20 protein-coding genes are annotated in these 19344 nt (G+C 71.7%); 13 read left to right on the top strand and 7 right to left on the bottom strand.

The window, feature by feature from the left end; all coding sequences use genetic code 11:
* Window positions 1-18: 18 nt before the first annotated feature.
* The 3 genes from IEY86_RS12720 to mshD form a co-directional block, all read right to left on the bottom strand.
* Window positions 19-1137, bottom strand: a complete 1119-nt coding sequence (locus tag IEY86_RS12720) for a CHAD domain-containing protein (RefSeq protein WP_373287006.1) — start codon at window positions 1135-1137, stop codon at window positions 19-21.
* Window positions 1118-3352 (bottom strand): RNA degradosome polyphosphate kinase, encoded by a 2235-nt coding sequence (locus tag IEY86_RS12715; RefSeq protein ID WP_373287010.1) that lies wholly within the window; start codon window positions 3350-3352, stop codon window positions 1118-1120. Before IEY86_RS12715 ends, IEY86_RS12720 begins: the two co-directional genes overlap by 20 nt.
* A 397-nt stretch (window positions 3353-3749) precedes the next feature.
* Entirely contained in the window at window positions 3750-4703 is a 954-nt protein-coding gene (mshD, locus tag IEY86_RS12710) for a mycothiol synthase (protein ID WP_189131717.1), read from the bottom strand.
* 168 nt (window positions 4704-4871) lie between these two features.
* Between mshD and IEY86_RS12705 the strand changes: the two genes are divergently transcribed.
* Complete coding sequence (locus IEY86_RS12705; protein ID WP_189131716.1) at window positions 4872-6683, top strand: bifunctional metallophosphatase/5'-nucleotidase; 1812 nt, start codon at window positions 4872-4874, stop codon at window positions 6681-6683.
* Window positions 6684-6909: 226 nt separating this feature from the next.
* On the opposite strand, the gene IEY86_RS12700 is transcribed toward IEY86_RS12705, so the two are convergent.
* Both IEY86_RS12700 and IEY86_RS12695 read right to left on the bottom strand, forming a co-directional pair.
* On the bottom strand, window positions 6910-7932 hold the full coding sequence (locus tag IEY86_RS12700) for a LacI family DNA-binding transcriptional regulator (RefSeq protein WP_189131715.1): 1023 nt from the start codon (window positions 7930-7932) through the stop codon (window positions 6910-6912).
* A gap of 9 nt (window positions 7933-7941) precedes the next feature.
* Window positions 7942-8739, bottom strand: a complete 798-nt coding sequence (locus IEY86_RS12695) for a winged helix-turn-helix transcriptional regulator (protein ID WP_189131714.1) — start codon at window positions 8737-8739, stop codon at window positions 7942-7944.
* A gap of 271 nt (window positions 8740-9010) precedes the next feature.
* Here IEY86_RS12695 and IEY86_RS12690 point away from each other — a divergent pair, with 271 nt between their 5' ends.
* The 8 genes from IEY86_RS12690 to IEY86_RS12660 all read left to right on the top strand — a co-directional run bounded on the left by IEY86_RS12690 (window position 9011) and on the right by IEY86_RS12660 (window position 14978).
* Window positions 9011-9892: an alpha/beta hydrolase gene (locus tag IEY86_RS12690; protein ID WP_189131713.1), complete on the top strand. Its 882-nt coding sequence runs from the start codon at window positions 9011-9013 to the stop codon at window positions 9890-9892.
* A gap of 110 nt (window positions 9893-10002) precedes the next feature.
* Window positions 10003-10287 carry a MoaD/ThiS family protein gene (locus IEY86_RS12685; RefSeq protein ID WP_189131712.1) on the top strand — a complete coding sequence of 95 codons (285 nt, stop codon included), beginning with the start codon at window positions 10003-10005 and terminating at the stop codon, window positions 10285-10287.
* A gap of 11 nt (window positions 10288-10298) precedes the next feature.
* Window positions 10299-12152 carry a hypothetical protein gene (locus IEY86_RS37815; RefSeq protein WP_189131711.1) on the top strand — a complete coding sequence of 618 codons (1854 nt, stop codon included), beginning with the start codon at window positions 10299-10301 and terminating at the stop codon, window positions 12150-12152.
* Between the two features lie 63 nt (window positions 12153-12215).
* On the top strand, window positions 12216-12926 hold the full coding sequence (locus IEY86_RS12675) for an LmeA family phospholipid-binding protein (RefSeq protein WP_189131710.1): 711 nt from the start codon (window positions 12216-12218) through the stop codon (window positions 12924-12926).
* A gap of 200 nt (window positions 12927-13126) precedes the next feature.
* Window positions 13127-13207, top strand: a complete 81-nt coding sequence (locus IEY86_RS38045; protein ID WP_373287009.1) for a putative leader peptide — start codon at window positions 13127-13129, stop codon at window positions 13205-13207.
* Between the two features lie 167 nt (window positions 13208-13374).
* Window positions 13375-14214: a sulfurtransferase gene (locus tag IEY86_RS12670; RefSeq protein ID WP_189131709.1), complete on the top strand. Its 840-nt coding sequence runs from the start codon at window positions 13375-13377 to the stop codon at window positions 14212-14214.
* A 38-nt stretch (window positions 14215-14252) separates the two neighbouring features.
* Window positions 14253-14540, top strand: coding sequence for a DUF1416 domain-containing protein (locus IEY86_RS12665; protein ID WP_189131708.1), 288 nt, complete (start codon window positions 14253-14255; stop codon window positions 14538-14540).
* Window positions 14541-14675: 135 nt separating this feature from the next.
* Window positions 14676-14978, top strand: a complete 303-nt coding sequence (locus IEY86_RS12660) for a DUF3099 domain-containing protein (RefSeq protein WP_189131707.1) — start codon at window positions 14676-14678, stop codon at window positions 14976-14978.
* Between the two features lie 134 nt (window positions 14979-15112).
* Here the strand turns inward: IEY86_RS12660 and IEY86_RS12655 are convergent, their stop codons facing one another.
* The gene (locus IEY86_RS12655; RefSeq protein WP_189131706.1) at window positions 15113-15475 is read right to left on the bottom strand and encodes a DsrE family protein; all 363 of its coding nucleotides are present in this window, start codon (window positions 15473-15475) and stop codon (window positions 15113-15115) included.
* Window positions 15476-15617: 142 nt separating this feature from the next.
* Here IEY86_RS12655 and IEY86_RS12650 point away from each other — a divergent pair, with 142 nt between their 5' ends.
* From IEY86_RS12650 to ygfZ, 4 genes are all read left to right on the top strand, one after another.
* Window positions 15618-16277 carry a hypothetical protein gene (locus IEY86_RS12650; RefSeq protein WP_189131705.1) on the top strand — a complete coding sequence of 220 codons (660 nt, stop codon included), beginning with the start codon at window positions 15618-15620 and terminating at the stop codon, window positions 16275-16277.
* Window positions 16278-16490: 213 nt separating this feature from the next.
* Window positions 16491-17054 carry a heme-binding beta-barrel domain-containing protein gene (locus IEY86_RS12645; RefSeq protein ID WP_189131704.1) on the top strand — a complete coding sequence of 188 codons (564 nt, stop codon included), beginning with the start codon at window positions 16491-16493 and terminating at the stop codon, window positions 17052-17054.
* A 57-nt stretch (window positions 17055-17111) separates the two neighbouring features.
* The gene (locus IEY86_RS12640; protein WP_189131703.1) at window positions 17112-17636 is read left to right on the top strand and encodes a Fur family transcriptional regulator; all 525 of its coding nucleotides are present in this window, start codon (window positions 17112-17114) and stop codon (window positions 17634-17636) included.
* Between the two features lie 22 nt (window positions 17637-17658).
* Window positions 17659-18624, top strand: a complete 966-nt coding sequence (ygfZ, locus tag IEY86_RS12635) for a CAF17-like 4Fe-4S cluster assembly/insertion protein YgfZ (RefSeq protein ID WP_189131702.1) — start codon at window positions 17659-17661, stop codon at window positions 18622-18624.
* 172 nt (window positions 18625-18796) lie between these two features.
* Here ygfZ and dtd read toward each other — a convergent pair whose 3' ends face one another.
* Window positions 18797-19222, bottom strand: a complete 426-nt coding sequence (gene dtd, locus IEY86_RS12630) for a D-aminoacyl-tRNA deacylase (protein WP_189131701.1) — start codon at window positions 19220-19222, stop codon at window positions 18797-18799.
* Window positions 19223-19344: the final 122 nt, after the last annotated feature.

The following is a 19344-nucleotide window of genomic DNA, read 5'->3' as shown; positions in this document are numbered from 1 at the left end:
CCTGCCCGGCGCCCCGGGTCAGGGAACCGGCGGGGTGGGGCGGTGCCAGAGGCGGCTGAAGGTGTAGCGGGCCGACTCCACCTCCCGGCGCTGGTCCGCGTGGAGCACCCCGAGCGCGTACGCGGTCGCCGGGGCGATCCTCGGGGTGCGTGCCGCCGCGGCGGCAGCGGCGGCGGCCTCGGCGGCGTCGCGGTGCAGCTCCAGCACGAGCACGGCCCGGCGCAGCCGCTCGCAGCGCGGGTCCTCGGGCGGGCCGCCGCACGCCTCCAAGGCGTACCGGCACGACGCGGCCAGGTCGTGCACGCGGTGCCAGGGCGCGTCCTGCTCGGCGTCGGCCCCCCTGGGCAGCGGGGCGGCCGACGGCGCGGACCGGGGGGCGGTCACGGTGCCGCTGGACTGCGCCGGGATCTGGTGCAGGGCGGCGAGCAGCGCCTCACCGTTGTAGGCCGTCGCGGCCCGCCCCAGGGGAAGGGCGGTCGCCGCTTCGGCCAGACGGTTGTGCGCGGCCTCGGCCGGGGTCAGCAGTGCTTCCCGGGCGGGTGCCTGGGCGGCTGCCGACAGCGGGACCTCGGAGGCGAGCACGGCCACGGCGTCGGCGACGGCGTGGAACCGGGAGGAACCGAGCGCCTGCAGCGCCGCCGAATGGCTGCGGGTGCGGGCGAGGGTCAGCTGCCGGTCGAGCAGGGCCCCGGCCCTGGCCGCACCGGCGACCGGCAGCTCCGCGTCCGTGCCGCCGGCCAGCCGCGAAAGTGCGGTGAGCAGGCGGGCCAGACGGGCCGCGTACTCGTGCTCGCGCGTGATGGTGGAGACCAGCCAGCCGAGCTCGTCGCGCAGCGTGGCCGCCCAGACGGCGTCGGTGAGCCCCTGGTAGGTCTCCAGGGTGGCGGCGATCCTGCGGGCGGCGCCGAGCAGGAGTTCGAGCGGTTCGTCCTCGGTGCCGCCGGGCACGGTGCCCTCGGCGCGGGCACGCAGGGCCCTGAGGAAGGCCGCCGCGTGCTCGTTGAGGTAGCGGGTCAGGAGGGCGCCCGCGGTGGCGCCTTCGGGAAGGCCGTCGGTGAGGCCGTCCAGGACGGAGAGGGTTACGGGCTGAGCGGAGGCAGTGGCGGCTACCTGCGCGTCAGGGTGCTGCCGTGCCACGTCGGCGCCTCCGGGCGACGTCGATAAGAAACTCCTGCACATGACGCAGCGGGCGTCCTTCGGGGTCGGTGCTGTGGCGGATCCAGTCGCCGTCCTGGGTCAGGTGCCAGGACGCGGTCTCGTCGGAGGTGCCCATTTCCAGCAGTCGGTTGAGGGAGGCCCGGTGGGCCGGGTCGGTGACCTTGACCAGGGCTTCGATGCGCCGGTCGAGGTTGCGGTGCATCATGTCGGCGCTGCCGATCCACACCTCGGGCTCGCCGCCGTTGCCGAAGACGAAGACCCGCGAGTGCTCGAGGAAGCGCCCGAGGATGCTGCGCACCCGGATGTTCTCGGAGAGCCCGGGGACGCCGGGTCTGAGCGCGCAGATTCCGCGGACCCAGACGTCGACGGGGACACCCGCCTGGGAGGCGCGGTAGAGAGCGTCGATGACGCCCTCGTCGACCATCGAGTTGACCTTGATGCGCACATACGCGGGACGGCCAGCGCGGTGGTGCGCTATCTCCTTCATGATCCGGTTGACCAGGCCGTCGCGCAGGGACTTCGGGGCGACGATCAGGCGCCGGTAGGACTCGCGGCGCGAGTACCCGGAGAGCCGGTTGAACAGGTCGGACAGGTCGGCGCCGACCTGCGGGTCCGCGGTGAGCAGGCCGAGGTCCTCGTACAGCCGGGCGGTCTTGGGGTGGTAGTTGCCCGTGCCGACGTGGGAGTAGCGGCGCAGTACGTCGCCCTCCTGGCGCACGACCAGGGAGAGCTTGCAGTGCGTCTTGAGGCCCACGAGGCCGTACACGACATGGCAGCCGGCCTCCTCGAGCTTGCGCGCCCACTTGATGTTCGCCTGCTCGTCGAAGCGGGCCTTGATCTCCACCAGCACCAGCACCTGCTTGCCGGACTCGGCGGCGTCGATCAGGGCGTCCACGATGGGGGAGTCGCCGGAGGTGCTGCCGGAGGTGCGGTACAGGGTCTGCTTGATCGCCAGCACGTCCGGGTCGGCCGCGGCCTGCTCCAGGAACGCCTGCACGGAGGTGGAGAAGCTGTCGTAGGGGTGGTGCAGCAGCACGTCCCGCTCGCGCAGCGCGGCGAAGATGTCCGGCGGGGAGGCGCTCTCGACCTCGGCGAGGTCGCGGTGGGTCCCGGCGACGAACTTGGGGTACTTCAGGTCCGGCCGGTCGAGCCCGGCGATGGCGAACAGGCCGGTCAGGTCCAGTGGGCCGGGCAGCGGGTAGACCTCGGCGTCCTTGATCTTGAGCTCGCGCACGAGCAGGTCCAGGACGTCGGGGGCGATGGTCTCCTCCACCTCCAGGCGCACGGGCGGGCCGAAGCGGCGCCGCATGAGCTCCTTCTCCAGGGCCTGGAGCAGATTCTCGGCGTCGTCCTCCTCGACCTCGAGGTCCTCGTTGCGGGTGACCCGGAAGGTGTGGTGGGCCAGGACCTCCATGCCGGGGAAGAGCTCTTCGAGGTGGGCGCCTATCACGTCCTCGAGGGGGACGTAGCGCTGCGGGGACGCCTCGTAGAAGCGGGAGAGCAGCGGCGGCACCTTCACACGGGCGAAGTGCTTGTGGCCGCTGACCGGGTTGCGGACGACGACCGCGAGGTTGAGCGAGAGCCCGGAGATGTACGGGAAGGGGTGGGCCGGGTCGACGGCCAGCGGGGTCAGGACGGGGAAGATCTGCTGGCGGAACAGGGAGAACAGCCGGGACTGCTCCTTTTCCGTCAGCTCGCTCCACCGGATGATCTCGATGCCCTCGGCGGCCAGCTCGGGCGCCACCTCGTGGGTGAAGCAGGCGGCGTGCCGGGCCATGAGCTCACGGCTCCTGGACCAGATGGAGTCGAGCACCTCGCGCGGCTGGAGGCCGGAGGCGGAACGCTGGGCGACACCGGTGGCTATCCGCCGCTTCAGGCCGGCGACGCGGACCATGAAGAACTCGTCGAGGTTGCTGGAGAAGATCGCCAGGAAGGCGGCGCGCTCCAGCAGCGGGGTCGCGGGGTCCTCGGCGAGCTCGAGCACCCGCTCGTTGAACGCCAGCCAGCTGCGCTCACGGTCGAGGAAGCGGTTCTTGGGAAGCTCCTCGAGCGCGCCCTCGGCGGGGGCGGTGCCGTCAGGGAGGACCGCGGCCCCGTTGGTCTCCAGGTCGGGCACGAGCTTGACCCGCCCGGTCGTGGTGGAACCGGAACCCGTTGTTCCAGCCGCCTGGCTCGCAGAGCTGGGGTGGTTCATAGCGGCCTGCTCCTCCTCCGGTGCGGTGTGGCGGACCGGGCCGTCCACTGCGCGCCCGTCCTCCACCGCGTTGATCTCATTGTCCAACGTTGTCTTGTCGAACGGTGTCGGAGACGTCGGCGCGAGCGCGCCGGGGCGACGCGGCGCACAGGCGACTACGGGCTGCATTGGCCGATGTTCGCAACCGAGTTTGAACCGACGGTAACGAGGACATGGCGCACAGGAAAGCGGGAGAGAGCCTTCCGGGGCACCCACCGGATCCTGGCTGGTCCGGCGGGGTCCGGGTGGTGCGCGGCAGGGTCCGGCAGCGGTTCGGGCCGCCGGCGCGGGCGGACCGGGGAGAACGGGCGGCAGCGGGGCCGCGGGTAGGCGGGGAGGCGGAGAACGGGGCCGGCGCTCAGGTCTCCGTGCGGTACATCAGGTCCACGTCGTGGACCGTGAAGCCCAGCCGCTCGTAGACGGTGACGGCGGGCACATTGTCCGCGTCCACGTACAGCATCGCGGTCGGCTGGGTGAGGGCGAGGTGGCGCAGGCCGATCGCGGTGAGCGCCTTGCCCAGACCGGTGCCCTGCTCGGACGGGTGGACGCCCAGGACATAGACCTCCCCGAGCTGCTCCTGCTTGTGGATCTTCGTCCAGTGGAAGCCGACGACCCGCTCCCCGTCCCCTCCCCCTTCCCCTTCACTGCCCTCTTCCCCGCCCCCGCGGACGGCGAGGAAGAAGCCCTCGGGGTCGAACCACGGCTCGGCGAAGCGGTCGGCGAGGTCCTCACGTGTCCATGAGCCCTGCTCGGGGTGGTGGGAGAAGGCTGCCGCGTTGACGGCGAGCCAGGCGCTGTCGTCCTTGCCGGGAACGAAGGTGCGCACCGTGACGCCCCTGGGGAGCACCGGCTCCGGCAATTCCGGTCCCCGGTCGAGCGGCCGGCGCATCTGCCGCAGCTCGCGGAAGAGGGCCAGCCCCAGCGCCCCCGAGAGATGGCGGGCCGCGGGATGGCCGCCGTGGGCCCAGACGCGAAGCCTGCGGCCCGACAGGGCGAGCAGTTCCTGGCCGAGCGCCCGGCCGTGGCCGCGGTGGCGCAGCGCGGGGCGGACGACGAGTTCGGCGGCGGGCGCCTCGACGGGGTCGGTGTCCTCGAGCTGGGCGTACCCGGCGAGTTCACCGCCTTGGCGCAGCAGTAGATGGCGAACGCCCTCGCGGCGCCTGCGCAGTTGCAGCCTGCCCTGCTCCGAGACCGCCGACTGCCCGTCGTGCTCCGCGGCCTCCTCGATGAGGTCGAAGACGGCCTGCGCGGCCTGCGGCGAAAGCTCGTCGAGGATCTCGACACTGCGGATGGCGTCCCGTGCTGCGGTCATGTGGCGACTCTACGACCGCGCCCGGGATGTGGCCGAGAAGGGGGATTGGAAACCTGCTCGTTACCGTCCGTCTCCTGACAGGCTACGCGCGTTGACCGTAGGCTCGGCCCGCACCGAACCGGTGAGTAGCAGCACCACAGCACCATCCCGCTCATGAGAAGGGGACTCATGTCCGCGACACCCAAGCGCCGTACCTCACGCAGACCGTTGGCCGCCGCGACCGCCGGGGTCGCCGTCCTCATCGGCTCGCTGGTCGCGGCGACGCCCTCGGCCAGCGGCCAGGAGGCGCACCAGGACTGGCACCACCCGCACAGCCGGACCGTCGATGTGCAACTGCTGTCGTTCAACGACTTCCACGGCAACCTCGAGCCGCCGCAGGGCTCCTCCGGCACGGTCACCGAGAAGGACGCGGCCGGAAACATCGTCAAGACCCCGGCGGGCGGCGTGGAGTACCTCGCCACCTCGCTGCGCAAGGCGCGCGAGGGCCACCGGTACTCCGTCACCGCCGCCGCGGGCGACATGATCGGTGCCAGCCCGCTGCTGTCCGGTCTGTTCCACGACGAGCCGACGATCGAGGCGATGAACAAGCTCGGCCTCGACGTCACCAGCGTCGGCAACCACGAGTTCGACGAGGGCAGGGCCGAACTGCTGCGCATGCAGCGGGGCGGCTGCCACCCGAAGGACGGCTGCTACGGAAAGCCGGCCTTCCAGGGCGCCGACTTCCCCTACCTCGCCGCGAATGTGACGAACGAGAAGACCGGCCGCCCCATCCTCGACCCGTACTGGGTCAAGCGGATGCCCGGCGGGGTCAAGATCGGCTTCATCGGCGTGACACTGGAGGGCACCCCCGACGTCGTCACCGCCGAGGGCGTCAAGGGGCTGAAGTTCCACGACGAGGTCGAGACGATCAACAAGTACGCCAAGAAGCTCGAGCGCCAGGGCGTGAAGTCCATCGTCGCGCTCATCCACGAGGGCGGTCTGCCCCCGGCCAACACCACGTTCGACTTCGACTGCGACGCGCCGGGCAACGGCATCTCCGGCCCGATCGTGGACATCGCCAAGAACATCGACCCGCAGGTCGACGCCCTGGTCACCGGCCACACCCACCAGCCGTACGCGTGCACTGTCCCGGACCCGGCCGGCAACCCCCGCACGGTCACCAGCGCCGCCTCGTTCGGCCGCCTCTACACCGACCTGGAGATGACGTACGACCGGTGTACGCACGACATCGTGCGCACCTCGGTCGCCGCGGCCAACCATGTCGTGCGCCGTGACCAGCCCAAGGCCGCGGACATGACCGACCTGATCGCGCGGTGGAACAAGCTTGCCGCCCCGATCGCCGGGCGCTCCGTCGGCTACATCTCCGCCGACATCAACGGCCGCGGCAGCGCTTCCCCCGAACTCCCGCTCGGCGACGTCATCGCCGACGCCCAACTGGAGGGCACGGCCGCAGCGGACAAGGGCGGTGCGCGGATCGCCTTCATGAACCCGGGCGGTATCCGCTCCGACCTCGCCTACAAGGCGTCGGGGAGCGAGGGGGACGGCGTCGTCACCTATGGCGAGGCCTTCACCGTGCAGCCGTTCACCAACATGATGAACGTCTTCGACCTCACCGGGGCCCAGATCGTCTCGGCGCTCCAGCAGCAGGTCAGCGGTTCCAACGAGGCCAGCCCGAGGATCCTCCAGGTCTCCAAGGGCTTCACCTACACCCTCGACATGACCAAGACCGGTGCCGCCCGCGTCGTCACCGACTCGGTCAAGCTCGACGGGCAGCCGCTGGACCCGGCGAAGACCTACCGGGTGGCGATGAACGAGTTCCTCGGCGGCGGTGGCGACGGCTTCGCCGCCTTCAAGGAGGGCAAGAACAAACTGGTCGGCGCCTCCGACCTCGACCTGTTCACCGGGTATCTGACCGCGCACTCCTCCGCGGCGTCCCCGCTGGCCCCGCCCGCGGCCGACCGCATCACGATCATCAAGTAGGTCGTCGAGCAGGCGCTCCGGGAGTTCCTCCAGGGGCACCGATGCCTCCATCGGGCTCGGTGTCGGCATCCGCACCGATGCCGGCGCCGGGCCCGCCGCCCTCGCGGCGATCGACAGCCCGCGCCCCCGGGGGACGAACCAACGACCGCGTCCGGTGCGCGGGCGGCCACCCGGTCGAGAGCCGAGAGGCCGTCGCGGGCCGGCTCCCCCCGGTAGCCCTCGGAGCCTACGGGCAGCCGCAGGAGCGGCGGATCACCAGTCGCGACGGGAACTGCCGCACCCGCTGCCGCTTGGCGCCCCCGACCATCAGCGACTCGTCGAGGACGAGATCGACCGCGGCACGCGCCATGGCCTGCCGGTCGGAGGAGACCGTGGTCAGCGGAGGATCGGTGAGTGCTGCCTCCTTGACGTCGTCGAACCCGGCGACTGCCAGGTCGCCGGGAACGTCGAGCTTCAGCTCACGAGCGGCGCGCAGTACACCGATCGCCTGGTCGTCGGTGGCGCAGACGATCGCCGGCGGGCGGGAGGGGCCACTGAGCAGGTCCAGGGCGACCCGGTAGGTGTCGTAGCGGTTGAACGGCGCCGAGAACAGCCGTCCCTCCACCGAGCGGCCCGCCTCCGCCATGGCCCGCTTCCAGCCCTCGACGTGGTCGGTGACCGGGTCGCCGGTGTCCGGGGTGGTCTCGGGGCCGCCGAGGCAGGCCACGTACTCATGGCCGTGCTCGAGCAGATGCCGGGTGGTGAGCTGGGCGCCGCCGACGTCGTCGGTCAGCACCGCCACGTCGTCGATCGCGTCCGGGCGGCGGTGCAGCAGGACCACACGCGCGTCCCATGCCGCGATCTCCTCGGCGGCGTGCTCGGAGGGGCCCTGGCTGATGAGGATCAGACCGGAGACACGCATCCCGAGGAAGGCGCGCAGGTAGTGCACCTCGCGCTCGTCGATGTAGTCGCTGTTGCCGATCAGGACGATCTTGCCGCGCTCGGCCGCCGCCTGTTCGACGGCGTGGGCCATTTCCGCGAAGAACGGCTGCCGGGCGTCGGGCAGCACCAGGCCTATGAGGTCGGTCCTGCGGCTCGCCATGGCCTGGGCCACCCGGTCCGGGCGGTAGCCGAGCTGCTTGATCGCCGCCAGCACCCGCTCCCGGGTCGCCGGGGCCACGGGCCGGGGTCCATTGTTGATGACGTAGCTGACAACCGCGGTCGAGGTTCCCGCCAGCCTGGCCACATCGTCGCGCGTCACCTTGGGCACGGCAGCAGTCTACGCGGGTTTATCGGCACCTCTGGAGGGTGCGACGGCCACGGATGCCTCCTCGCCGGGCTCGGTCCCACCGGAGGAGCGGTCCTCGCTGTCGGAGGAGCGCTCGGGCTTCTCGGCGCGCTCCGGCTTCTCGGGGGTGACAAAGCGGTAGCCGACGTTGCGCACGGTGCCGATCAGCGCCTCGTTGTCCGGGCCCAATTTGGCGCGAAGCCGCCGCACATGGACGTCCACCGTGCGGGTGCCGCCGAAGTAGTCGTACCCCCAGACCTCCTGGAGGAGCTGGGCGCGGGTGAAGACCCGGCCCGGGTGCTGGGCGAGGTACTTCAGCAGCTCGAACTCCTTGAAGGTGAGATCGAGCACACGGCCCTTGAGCTTGGCGCTGTAGGTGGCCTCGTCCACGGACAGGTCGCCGCTGCGGATCTCCATCGGGCTGTCGTCGGCCACGACCTGCAGACGCCCGACGGCGAGCCGCAGCCGGGCCTCCACTTCGGCGGGTCCCGCGGTGTCGAGCAGGACGTCGTCCACACCCCACTCAGCGGTGACGGCGGCCAGGCCGCCCTCCGTGACGACGAGGATCAGGGGGCAGCCGGGGCCGGTGGAGCGCAGCAGCTGGCACAGGCTGCGTACCTGCGGCAGGTCGCGGCGGCCGTCGACGAGGATCACGTCGGCGCCCGGGGTGTCGACGAGCGCGGGGCCCTCGGCCGGGGCGACCCGGACGCTGTGCAGGAGCAGGCCCAGCGCGGGCAGGACCTCGGTGGACGGCTGGAGAGCGTTGGTCAGCAGCAGCAGAGAGCTCATCGGGCCCCACCCCTCGGGTTGCGGGCAGCACGGTCTCTGCGGATGTCCGGTCGGTCCTGCACACTTCGCTTGCCCATTGCGACCCTCCTCGGTCCCCGCTGGGACCTCAGCGTTACGGCGGCACAGCTCAACAATCGTTCCTTCTTCGTGACACTGCACTCCTCCGGCGCCCTTACGGGGGCTCCCGGTGCCCCCGTAGGACGTGCGTGAAAGCGCAAAGGGACCCGGGGGCAACACTGCCCGGATCCCTCTGGCTAGGAGAATAGCCCACATGGAGCCCGGAGCAGAGACCCACCCGGTACGAGCCCGTATACGCACGAACACTCCCCGTTCTGACGGTGGACGCCTCGCGGCCTTGTTGACCGACGACGGCGTGAGGATCGAAGCGGCCTACCGACCGGCCCTGCGGGCGGCCGCCGATCCGGCCGCTGACCTGGCGATCGTCGTCGCCCACGGGTTCACCGGAGCGCTGCGCAGACCGGCGGTGCGGCGGGCGGCCGCCGTGCTCTGCGAGTACGGGGCGGTGGTCACCTTCTCGTTTCGCGGCCACGGGAATTCCGGCGGGCGCTCCACGGTGGGTGACCGGGAGGTGCTGGACCTCGACGCGGCGGTGGTCTGGGCCCGGTCCCTGGGGCATGAACGGGTGGCGACCGTGGGTTTCTCCATGGGCGGTTCGGTCGTGCTGCGCCAGGCGGGGCTCAACGGGGGAGGAATGGGGCCGCGCGGGGGAGAGGGCGCGCACACTGGGGGGCGCACGGAAGCACATGCCGACGCGGTGGTGTCGGTGAGCTCCCCCGCGCGCTGGTACTACCGCGGAACCGCCCCCATGCGCCGGTTGCACTGGGTGGTCACCCGGCCCAGCGGCCGGATCGTCTCCCGGCTGGGGCTGGGGACCAGGATCCACCCGGAGGACTGGGACCCGGTGCCGCTGTCCCCCGTGGAGGCGGTGTGCCGGATGGGGCCCACGCCCCTGCTCGTCGTGCACGGCGATCGGGACGCCTACTTCCCGCTGGACCATCCGAGGTCGCTCGCCGAGGCGGCCGGGCCCGGATGCGAGCTGTGGATCGAGCCGGGCTTCGGCCACGCGGAGAACGCGGCGGCTCCGGAGCTCCTGCGCCGCATCGGCGTCTGGCTGGGCGGGCACACCGGCTGACCTGGGCCATCGCCGAGTTGTCCACAGGCTGTTGCGGGGGTCGTGGAGAAACCCGCCATGATGGACACCCTGCAACGCCGCGTTGCAGCCGCACGAGTCGAGGAGCCGCAATGGCCGCAAGCGTGACGGGCACCGGGCCCGGCGGCACCATCCGCTATTGGGCCGCCGCCAAGGCCGCCGCCGGCACGGCCGAGGAGCCGTACCGGGCGCGGACGCTGGCCGACGCGCTGGCGGCCGCGCGCAAGCGGCACGGAGACCGGCCGGAGTTCGCGCGTGTGCTGTCGCGGTGCTCGTTCCTCGTGGACGGCGATCCGGTGGGCACCCGGGAGCACGGGAGCGTGGAGCTGGCCGAGGGCGGCACCGTCGAGGTCCTGCCGCCGTTCGCGGGAGGGTGAGGACCACCGGTATGTCGACCTCCGATTGGAACGAGCCCCCGAGGCCCCCCCGCGGCCCCCGCCACCGGCTGAAGCCGGGGCCGGAGCAGGGCTACGAACCGGATCCGCCCCCCGGGCCCGGTGCCGGTCCCCACGACGGCGGCTACGACGACGGATACGCCGGCGGATACGGGGCCGATGCGGCCGAGCCCCCCACCGCCGGCCCCCCCACCGCCAACCCCCTCACCGCCAACCCCTACGCCCAGGGCTCGGGACACGGCGAGCCGGCCGGGTACGGCGAGCCGGCCGGGTACGGCGCGCCCTCCGGCTACGGCGACGCGACCGGCTACGGCGACGCGACCGGGTACGGCGAGGCGACCGGGTACGGCGCGCCCTCCGGCTACGGCGACGCGACCGGGTACGGCGAGCCGGCCGGGCAGCCCGGTTACGGCGAGCCGACCGGGTATCCCGGGTACGGGGAAGCCGCTGGATACGGTCAGCCGACGGGATACGGCGAGTCCACGGTCCACGGCGACGGTGCCGGATATGGCGAGCCGACCGGCTACGGCGACGCGGCGGCAGGTTACGGCGGGCCGACCGGATACGGCGCCCCGGCCGACTCGGCCGAGGGGTACGGACACCGGGGACCCTCCGGGCAGGGCAATGGCGTGAGCGGTTACGACAGCGCCGCCGCCCAGCACGGCTCCGGGCCATTGTGGGCCCCCGGCAGTGGCGCGCATCGTCGGCCGAGCGCGTTGGGCCACGAGCACTCCGCGGCCCCGGACCGCTCCGGCCATGAGCCTTCGGCGGCGCCCGACCACACCCAGCCCCTTCGCGCGGTACGGCAGCCGGCCCCGGAGAGCGGCCCCGGCGCTGACGGGTACAGCCCCGGCGGCCACGGCCCTGGCGGGCACGGTCCCGGCGGCCACAGTGCTGACGGCCATGGCGGCGTCGGCCACGGCGGCGACGGCAGTGGCCAGGCATGGCGCTCCTCCGCCGCCGATGTTCCGGGCCCGCGCGTCACGGCGCCCCCGCCGTCCCCCTCCCGGTCCGCCGCACCGTCCCCGACCGCCCTGGCCACCGCCGGCGCGCCCGTCACACCACTGAGGACGGGGTCGCCGATCATCGATCCCGGTCTGCGGCCCGCCGCGATCACCGCGGTGCTCTGCGGTGTGGTCGCCCTGGCCGCGTCCCTGGGCCGTCCCGCCCTCGGCGCCGCCGTACTGGTCCTCCAGGCCGTCACCGCGGCTGGCTGGTTCCGGCTCAACGGGATGTGGCCCGCCCGCCAGGGCATCCTGCTCGCCCTCGCCGCCGGAGTGACCGCGGATGCGGCCACCCTCGCCGTCGGGGAGGAGCACGCGCCGACCGCGGCCATCGGCACCCTCGGTGCCTGGTTCCTGCTGGTCCTGCTCCTCCAGATGCGGCATCGCGGTGGCGCGGACGAGCGCCTCTACGCGCTCACCGTCACCGCCTCCTCCACCGTCGTCACGGTCCTGGCCGCCGGCCTGCTCGCGGCCTGGAGCATCGGCCACCCGCACTCCCGGGGCGCGAGCGGCGACTGGTCGGACGGCGCCCCGGTCGTCGTCGGGGCCGCCGCCGTGGCCGTCACGGTGCTGGTCAAAGCCCTCCCGCTGCCGCAGCCGGTCTCCATACTCGCCGCCCTGGCGGCCGCCGCGGGCTGCGGTGTGGCGGTCGGCGGCCCCGTGGGCATCGGCTCGTCGGGCGCGCTGCTGGGACTGGCCGCCGGAGTCTGCGCGCTGATCGGGCTGCGGGTGGCCGGCTACGACTTCCCGTCCCGCTTCGTGCACTTCACCGCCGGGGTCTCGCTGCCCCTGACCGCGGCCGCCCCCGCCGTCTACCTGATCGGCCGGGTGATCGCCGGTTGAGCCCTGCCCGTGATCGCCGAGGTTAGGCTCCTTGAAGTCTCTGATCCGGGGGAGCAGTAGCGCATGCGAGTTCTTCGTCCACTGCTGATCGCGCTTGTCGTGCTCGGCGTCCTGTTCGTCGCGGCGGACCGAATAGCCGTGGCCGTCGCGGAGTCGGAGGCGGCGGACCATTTCCGCCAGGCCCAGCCCGTCGAGGGTGACCCCGAGATCAGCATCGACGGCTTTCCCTTCCTCACCCAGCTCCTCGGCGGCAAGCTCGACGAGGTCCATGCCTCGGCCAGGGGTATGCGGGCGCAGGACCAGGGGACCTCGGTGCGGATCGACCGGTTCAAGGCCGACCTGCACGATGTGAAGTTCTCCAACGGCTTCACCACGGCGACGGCCGAGACCCTCACCGGCACCGTGCTCATCACCTACGCCGATCTGACGGCGGCCGCTCCCGACGGTGTCACCGTCTCCTACGGCGGCAGCGGCTCCGAGCCGGGCACCGGCGAGGTCAAGGTCATCGGCCGCCTGAGCCTCCTCGGCCGCACATGGCAGAAGAGCGTCACCAGCGAGGTCCGCCTCGTCGACGGCGGCACGGTGAAGCTGCGCGCCAGGTCCATCCCGGGCGCCGATCAGATCCCGGGACTGGAGGGCCTCGTGCGCGAGCGGATCGATTTCTCGAAGAAGATCACCGGCCTTCCCTCGGGAATCGAGCTCCAGAAGCTAGAGGCGGGCCCGGACGGGGTAACCATCAAGCTGGCGGGCAAGGGTGTCTCGCTGAGCGGTTGAGTCGGTGAGGACCGATGTCCGACTGCTGAGACAGCGTTGTCCGCACACCGGTGAAATCAACCCCCCGCCCGCTCCACGAAGGCCTCGGAAACGGTGCGGTGGGGCGTCTTTGTGATCTTATTCCCGCCATACGGACGATTTTGTCTCGAATCCTGAAACACCCCTGACACTTCCCGGGCGGACTCCCTACGATCGGTGGCATGAAGCGACAGGCGGTTCTCACCAAGCGGCGGGCAGTAGACCTGTGCCGCGTGGCCGCCTGCCTGTGTCGAATGGCCTGACGGGCCGTCGCGCCCTGCCGTCCGATCCCGGCGGCGCTCCCGACGGACACCGTTCCCCCGACCGCTACGCCCCGCACCGCCGTGCCATGTGAGCACCGCGCGAACGCGCGCGGTTTCGACGCACCAGACCGCAGCCGCCCGCCGCAACTGCCCCGGAGGAGAACAGCATGAGCCGCAGTGACGTCCTCGTGGACGCCGACTGGGTCCAGGCCCACCTCGACGACCCCAAGGTCGTCCTCGTCGAGGTCGACGAGGACACCTCGGCGTACGACAAGAACCACATCCGCAATGCCGTCAAGATCGACTGGAAGCAGGACCTCCAGGACCCGATCCGCCGCGACTTCGTCGACCAGGAGGGCTTCGAGAAGCTCCTGTCCGAGCGCGGAATCGCCAATGACGACACCGTCGTCCTCTACGGCGGCAACAACAACTGGTTCGCTTCCTACGCGTACTGGTACTTCAAGCTGTACGGCCACGAGGACGTCAAGCTCCTCGACGGCGGGCGCAAGAAGTGGGAGCTCGACTCCCGCGAGCTCGTCGCCGAGGTCCCGACCCGCGCGGCCACGCAGTACGAGGCCAAGGAGCAGGACTCCTCGATCCGCGCCTTCCGCGACGACGCCGTGGCCGCCATCGGCACGCTGAACCTCGTCGACGTGCGCTCGCCCGACGAGTTCTCCGGCAAGCTGCTGGCCCCGGCCCACCTGCCGCAGGAGCAGTCGCAGCGTCCGGGCCACATCCCGACCGCGCGCAACATCCCGTGGTCGAAGTCGGCCAACGACGACGGCACCTTCAAGTCCGACGCCGAGCTCAAGGACCTCTACGAGGCCGCGGGCGTGGACCTGGCCAAGGACACCATCGCCTACTGCCGCATCGGTGAGCGCTCCGCTCACACGTGGTTCGTCCTGCACGAGCTGCTCGGCCAGCCGAACGTGAGGAACTACGACGGCTCCTGGACCGAGTACGGCTCCCTCGTCGGCGTGCCGATCGAGCTCGGCGCCTCTTCCTGACCCCGACTGATCCCCCTTCACCCCAAAGAGGAAAACGTATGTGTGGAGCAAAGGCCGGCGGCCCGGACGCGGCATCCATCAAGCCCGGTGAGACCACGATCCAGGGCTCGGTGACCCGCGACGGCGAGCCCGTCATCGGCTACGTCCGCCTCCTGGACAGCACCGGCGAGTTCACCGCGGAGGTCCCCACCTCGGCGACCGGGCAGTTCCGCTTCTACGCCGCCGAGGGCACCTGGACGCTGCGCGCCCTGGTTCCCGGCGCGACCGCGGACCGGACCGTTGTCGCCCAGCAGGGCGGCCTGGCCGAGGTCGCCATCGCGGTCTGAGGCCGGCGCGAGCCGAGGGCTCGGGCGGGTACGCCGACAGGGCCGCTGAACGGCGAGGCCGCGCCCCCGCGCACGTCGCGGGGGCGCGGCCTTCGTGCGGGTGTACGCCGGGCCCCGCTGACGTACCGTTGTTATATGTACGCGCGCAGACGCCGCCGCTACTTCGTCATGATGGGGCTCTGCCTGGCCCTTTTCGTCCTGGCGTGGGGTGTGGTGCGCCTGTGGTCGGTGCCGCTCGCGGTGGGCATGTGCGTGGTCGCCATGATCATCCCCCCGGTCGCGGCGATCATGGCGAACCGGCGTGAGCCCGACGACAAATGGTGGGACGTCCCCGACGACAGCTGGCTCGAGGACGAGCCCGAGGACGACACCTGGCTGCGGGAGGAGCAGGCGGCCAAGGAGCGGGCGGCGAGGAAACGTCCGGACGACTCCCCGTAGGCACGACTCCCCGTAGGCGCCCCCCCGGGCGCCCGGCGAGACGAAGGCCCGCGGCCGTCCGGGCTGGCCGGACGGCCTCAGCGGTCGTCCGGGCCCGCCGGTCGGTCTCAGCGGTCGACCTCAGCGGTCGGCGCTCAGTACACGAGCGCCTGGACCCCGTCGCCCATGACCTCGCTGACGAAGACCTGCGCACCCGCGATCCGTACCCCGTCGACGACGTCCTTCTCGGTGATCTCCCGCCGTGCCGCGCACTGCGTGCACAGCGTCACCCGACCACCGGCGATCACCGACTCCAGCAGGTCGGGCAGCGGGGCGGCATGCGGCAGTTTGAACTCGGCCGCCCGGCCCGGCAGCGCGAACCACGACGACTCACCCGTCAGCCAGAGCGAGACCTCGACCCCGCTCGCCACGGCGACCGCCGCGACCGTGAACGCCTGCGAGCAGCGCTCGGGTGCTTCCTCGCCCGCGGTGACCTTGATGACCAGTCTCTTCGCCATACGCGCACTGTAGTGCGGCATAATCCCGCTGTCGCACTCGTGATCATCGCCGGTGGTGAGCGGCGCCCGGAAAGTGCCGGGAAGCCGGAAAGTGCCGGGAAGTGCCCGGAAGCCGGGACAAGGGCAACGCCATGGGGGGCTTGTGAGGGCAGGGAAGACGGCGTTCGGTGCGGGGGCGGTGGCCCTCGCCGCGGTGGTCGCGGGCACGGTCGCCGTGATCGGCTCCTCCGATTCGCCCTCCGCGAAGGCGCAGCCGAGACCGGGCGTCCCGCACTCCGCGTCGCCACGCCCGACGGGCGCCGGGCCGTCGAGTCCCGCCCGCCCCGGTAGGCGCGCGAACGACCTTCGCCGCCTTCTCCTCCCCGTCCCCGAGGGCGCGCAGAGCGAGGGCCCGGCCGAGCTCATGAGCCTGGACGAGGCCGCCATCGGGTTCGAGCCGGGCGCCGACGACGCGCTGCGCAGGGCCTCGTTCCGCGACGCCGCCGTGCGCGGGTTCACCACGGCCGACCAGGGCTCCGAGGTCAATGTCAAGCTGATCCGCTTCACCTCGTCCGAAGGCGCCCGCGCGTTCGCCGAGGCACCGCACTTCCACGGCCCCGAGGTCACCGTTCCCGGTGACGCGCGTGCCCGTGCCACCCGCCTGCCGTCGGCGAGCGCGGAGAGCACCGGCGCGCTGGTCGCCGTCTCGTACGAGGGGAACGTCCAGATCACGATCTCGATCAGCAGCGCCACCCCGCCCACGGGAGCGCGCGTCGCCGAGCTCCTCAAGGCCCAGTACCAACGGCTTCGCGGCACGCACTGACCTCGTACGACCCGCGCATTGGGGGCCGACTAGACTCGGGTACGGCCTGCCCGTCGGTTTCCCCTGTTTAGGAGCACACCCGTGCTTGAGAACTTCTTCACCGCTCTTCTGGCCCTGGTGTCGGTCCTGATCGCGAGCTTCGCCGTCTACGCCGTCGCCAAGCTGTACCAGGGCCAGCGCTGACCGCGGTTCCGCAGGAGGACTGAGGCACCCATGATCGAGATCCCGTCCGACCTCAACCCGGCCAATGTGCCCATCGCCTTCCTCCTCGGCACCTGGCAGGGCGCCGGAGTGTGCGACTTCCCAGGCATGGAGAAGTGCAACTTCGGCCAGGAAGTGACCTTCTCGCACGACGGCCGGCCGTTCCTGGAGTACACCTCCCGCACCTGGGCGCTCGACAGCGAGGGCAGGAAGGTACGCCCGCTGGAGAGCGAGAGCGGCTACTGGCGGGTCGACGGCGAGCGCAAGCTCGAGATCGTGATGGTCCGCGACGAGGGGGTCATCGAGATCTGGTACGGCGAGCTCGCCGACAAGAAGCCGCAGATCGACCTCGTCACCGACGCGGTCGCCCGGATCCCCTCGGCGTCGGACTACTCCGGCGGCAAGCGGCTGTACGGTCTGGTCAATGGAGATCTCATGTGGGTCTTCGAGAAGGCCACGCCCCAGGTCCCGCTGCGCCCCTACATGTCGGCGCACCTGAAGAAGGTCGTGAACCCGGCCGAGTGGATCCACGACATCAAGGACCTGCCGGACGACGGCATCGCCTTCTTCCGCTGAGCCTGGGCGGGCCCGGGTCCCCGGCCCGCGCCGAGAGCCGAAAGGGTGCGACCTGAGGTGAGCAGCGCACACGGCACCGACTGGCAGGCCAACCTGCGTGAGCGGGGGTACCGGCTGACTCCGCAGCGCCAGCTGGTACTGGAGGCGGTCGACACCCTGGAGCACGCCACCCCGGACGAGATCCTCACCGAGGTGCGCAGAACGGCCAGCAGTGTGAACATCTCGACCGTCTACCGCACCCTCGAACTCCTCGAGGAGCTCGGCCTGGTCTCGCACGCCCACCTGGGCCATGGCGCGCCGACGTACCACCTCGCCGACCGGCACCACCACATGCACCTGGTCTGCCGGGACTGCGGCTCGATCATCGAGGCGGACATCTCGGTGGCCGATCCGCTGGTGGACGCGCTGCGGGAGCGGTTCGGCTTCGACACCGACATGAAGCACTTCGCGATCTTCGGGCGCTGCGCCGACTGCACCGCCAAGGCCGGAGAGGACGGGCCGGGCGACCGCCCCGGCGAACCGCCGCGTGACGAGCCGGCCGGCGGCGCCCGGGGCTCCACCGGCGCCGAAACTCCCAAGTAGGTCCCCGCGTACGCTGGACGGCATGAAGAGCCCACTGCTGTCGCTGCCCTCCGCCGTCCCCGCGGAAGGCCCCGATGAAGGCGTCGCCGCGCACTACGGCGATCTGTTCCGCGAGCAGCGCGCGCTCGCCTCGGGCACCGGTTTCGTCGACCTTTCGCACCGGGGTGTCGTCAAGGTCACCGGTGACGACCGCCTCGCCTGGCTGCATCTGCTCCTGACCCAGCATGTGAGCCACCTCCCGGCGGGCCAGGCCACCGAGGCGCTGGTCCTCTCCGCGCACGGGCACATCGAGCACGCGCTCTACCTGGTGGACGACGGCTCCACGACCTGGGTTCATGTCGAGCCGGGGACCCAGGAGGAGCTGATCGCCTACCTGGAGTCGATGAAGTTCTTCTACCGGGTGGAGGTCGCCGACGCCACCGGCGAGTACGCGGTGGTCCACCTGCCCGCGGGCAGCATCGCCGAGCCCTCGGGCGTCGCCGCCGTGCGGGAGACCGCCTACGGCCGGGACCTGTTCCTGCCGCGCGGGGAACTGGAGGCGTTCGCTCAGGCGAACGGTCCGGCCGTCGGCGTCTGGGCGCTGGAGGCTCTGCGGGTGGAGGCCCACCGGCCCCGCCTCGGCATGGAGACCGACCACCGCACCATCCCGCACGAGCTCGGCTGGCTGGAGTCCGCCGTGCACCTGGAGAAGGGCTGCTACCGCGGCCAGGAGACCGTGGCGCGCGTCCACAACCTGGGCAAGCCCCCGCGCCGCCTGGTCTTCCTGCACCTGGACGGGACCGAGGTGTCCCTGCCCACTCATGGCGCCCCCGTGCGGCTGGCCTCGGACGGGGAGGACGGCCGCCAGATCGGCTTTGTCACCTCCTCGGCCCGGCACTGGGAGCTGGGTCCGGTGGCGCTGGCGCTGGTGAAGCGGAACACCCCCGTGGACGCCCCCCTGCTCGCGGGCGGCGTCGCCGCCGCCCAGGAGGTGGTCGTCCCGCAGTAGCGGCCGACGCGAAGGCAGCAGCCGACGCGAAGACAGCGGCCGACCGAAGACAGCGGCCGACCGAAGACAGCGGCCGACCGAAGACAGCGGCCGACCGAAGACAGCGGCCGACCGAAGACAGCGGCCGACGCGAAGGCAGGGGCCGAACGCCTGCGGGGGCGAGCGGGGCGGTCTACATCTCGACGATCACGGTGAACGGGCCGTCGTTGACGAGCGCGACCTTCATGTCCGCCCCGAACCTGCCCGTCTCCACCCGCGCCCCCAGTGCCCGCAGCCGGGCCACCACCTCGTCCACGAGGGGTTCGGCGACCGGGCCGGGGGCGGCGGCGTTCCAGGTGGGGCGGCGGCCCTTGCGCGCTTCACCGTAGAGAGTGAACTGGCTGATCACCAGCAGGGGTGCGCCCACGTCCGAGCAGGACTTCTCGTCGGGCAGGATGCGCAGGCTCCACAGCTTGCGGGCGAGCTGATCGGCCTTCGCCGGGGTGTCGTCGTGGGTCACGCCCACCAGGACGCACAGGCCGGGACCGTCGATCTCCCCGACCACCTCGCCGTCGACCGTCACGCTCGCCTGGGTCACCACCTGAGCCACTGCACGCATGACGGACATCCTTCCAGGGAGCGAACCCGGCCATTTCCAGAGGGCCGTTCGGGGCTGTTGGGGGGCGGAGTCGCTGCGCGCCTCGTCCACTGAGTGGCACGATGCCTGGCATGGCCCGTTTG

This window comes from Wenjunlia tyrosinilytica (genome assembly GCF_014646055.1).
Taxonomy (GTDB): domain Bacteria; phylum Actinomycetota; class Actinomycetes; order Streptomycetales; family Streptomycetaceae; genus Wenjunlia; species Wenjunlia tyrosinilytica.
Note: the sequence above shows the minus strand (reverse complement) of the source record. Positions and strands in the feature narration are given on the sequence as shown.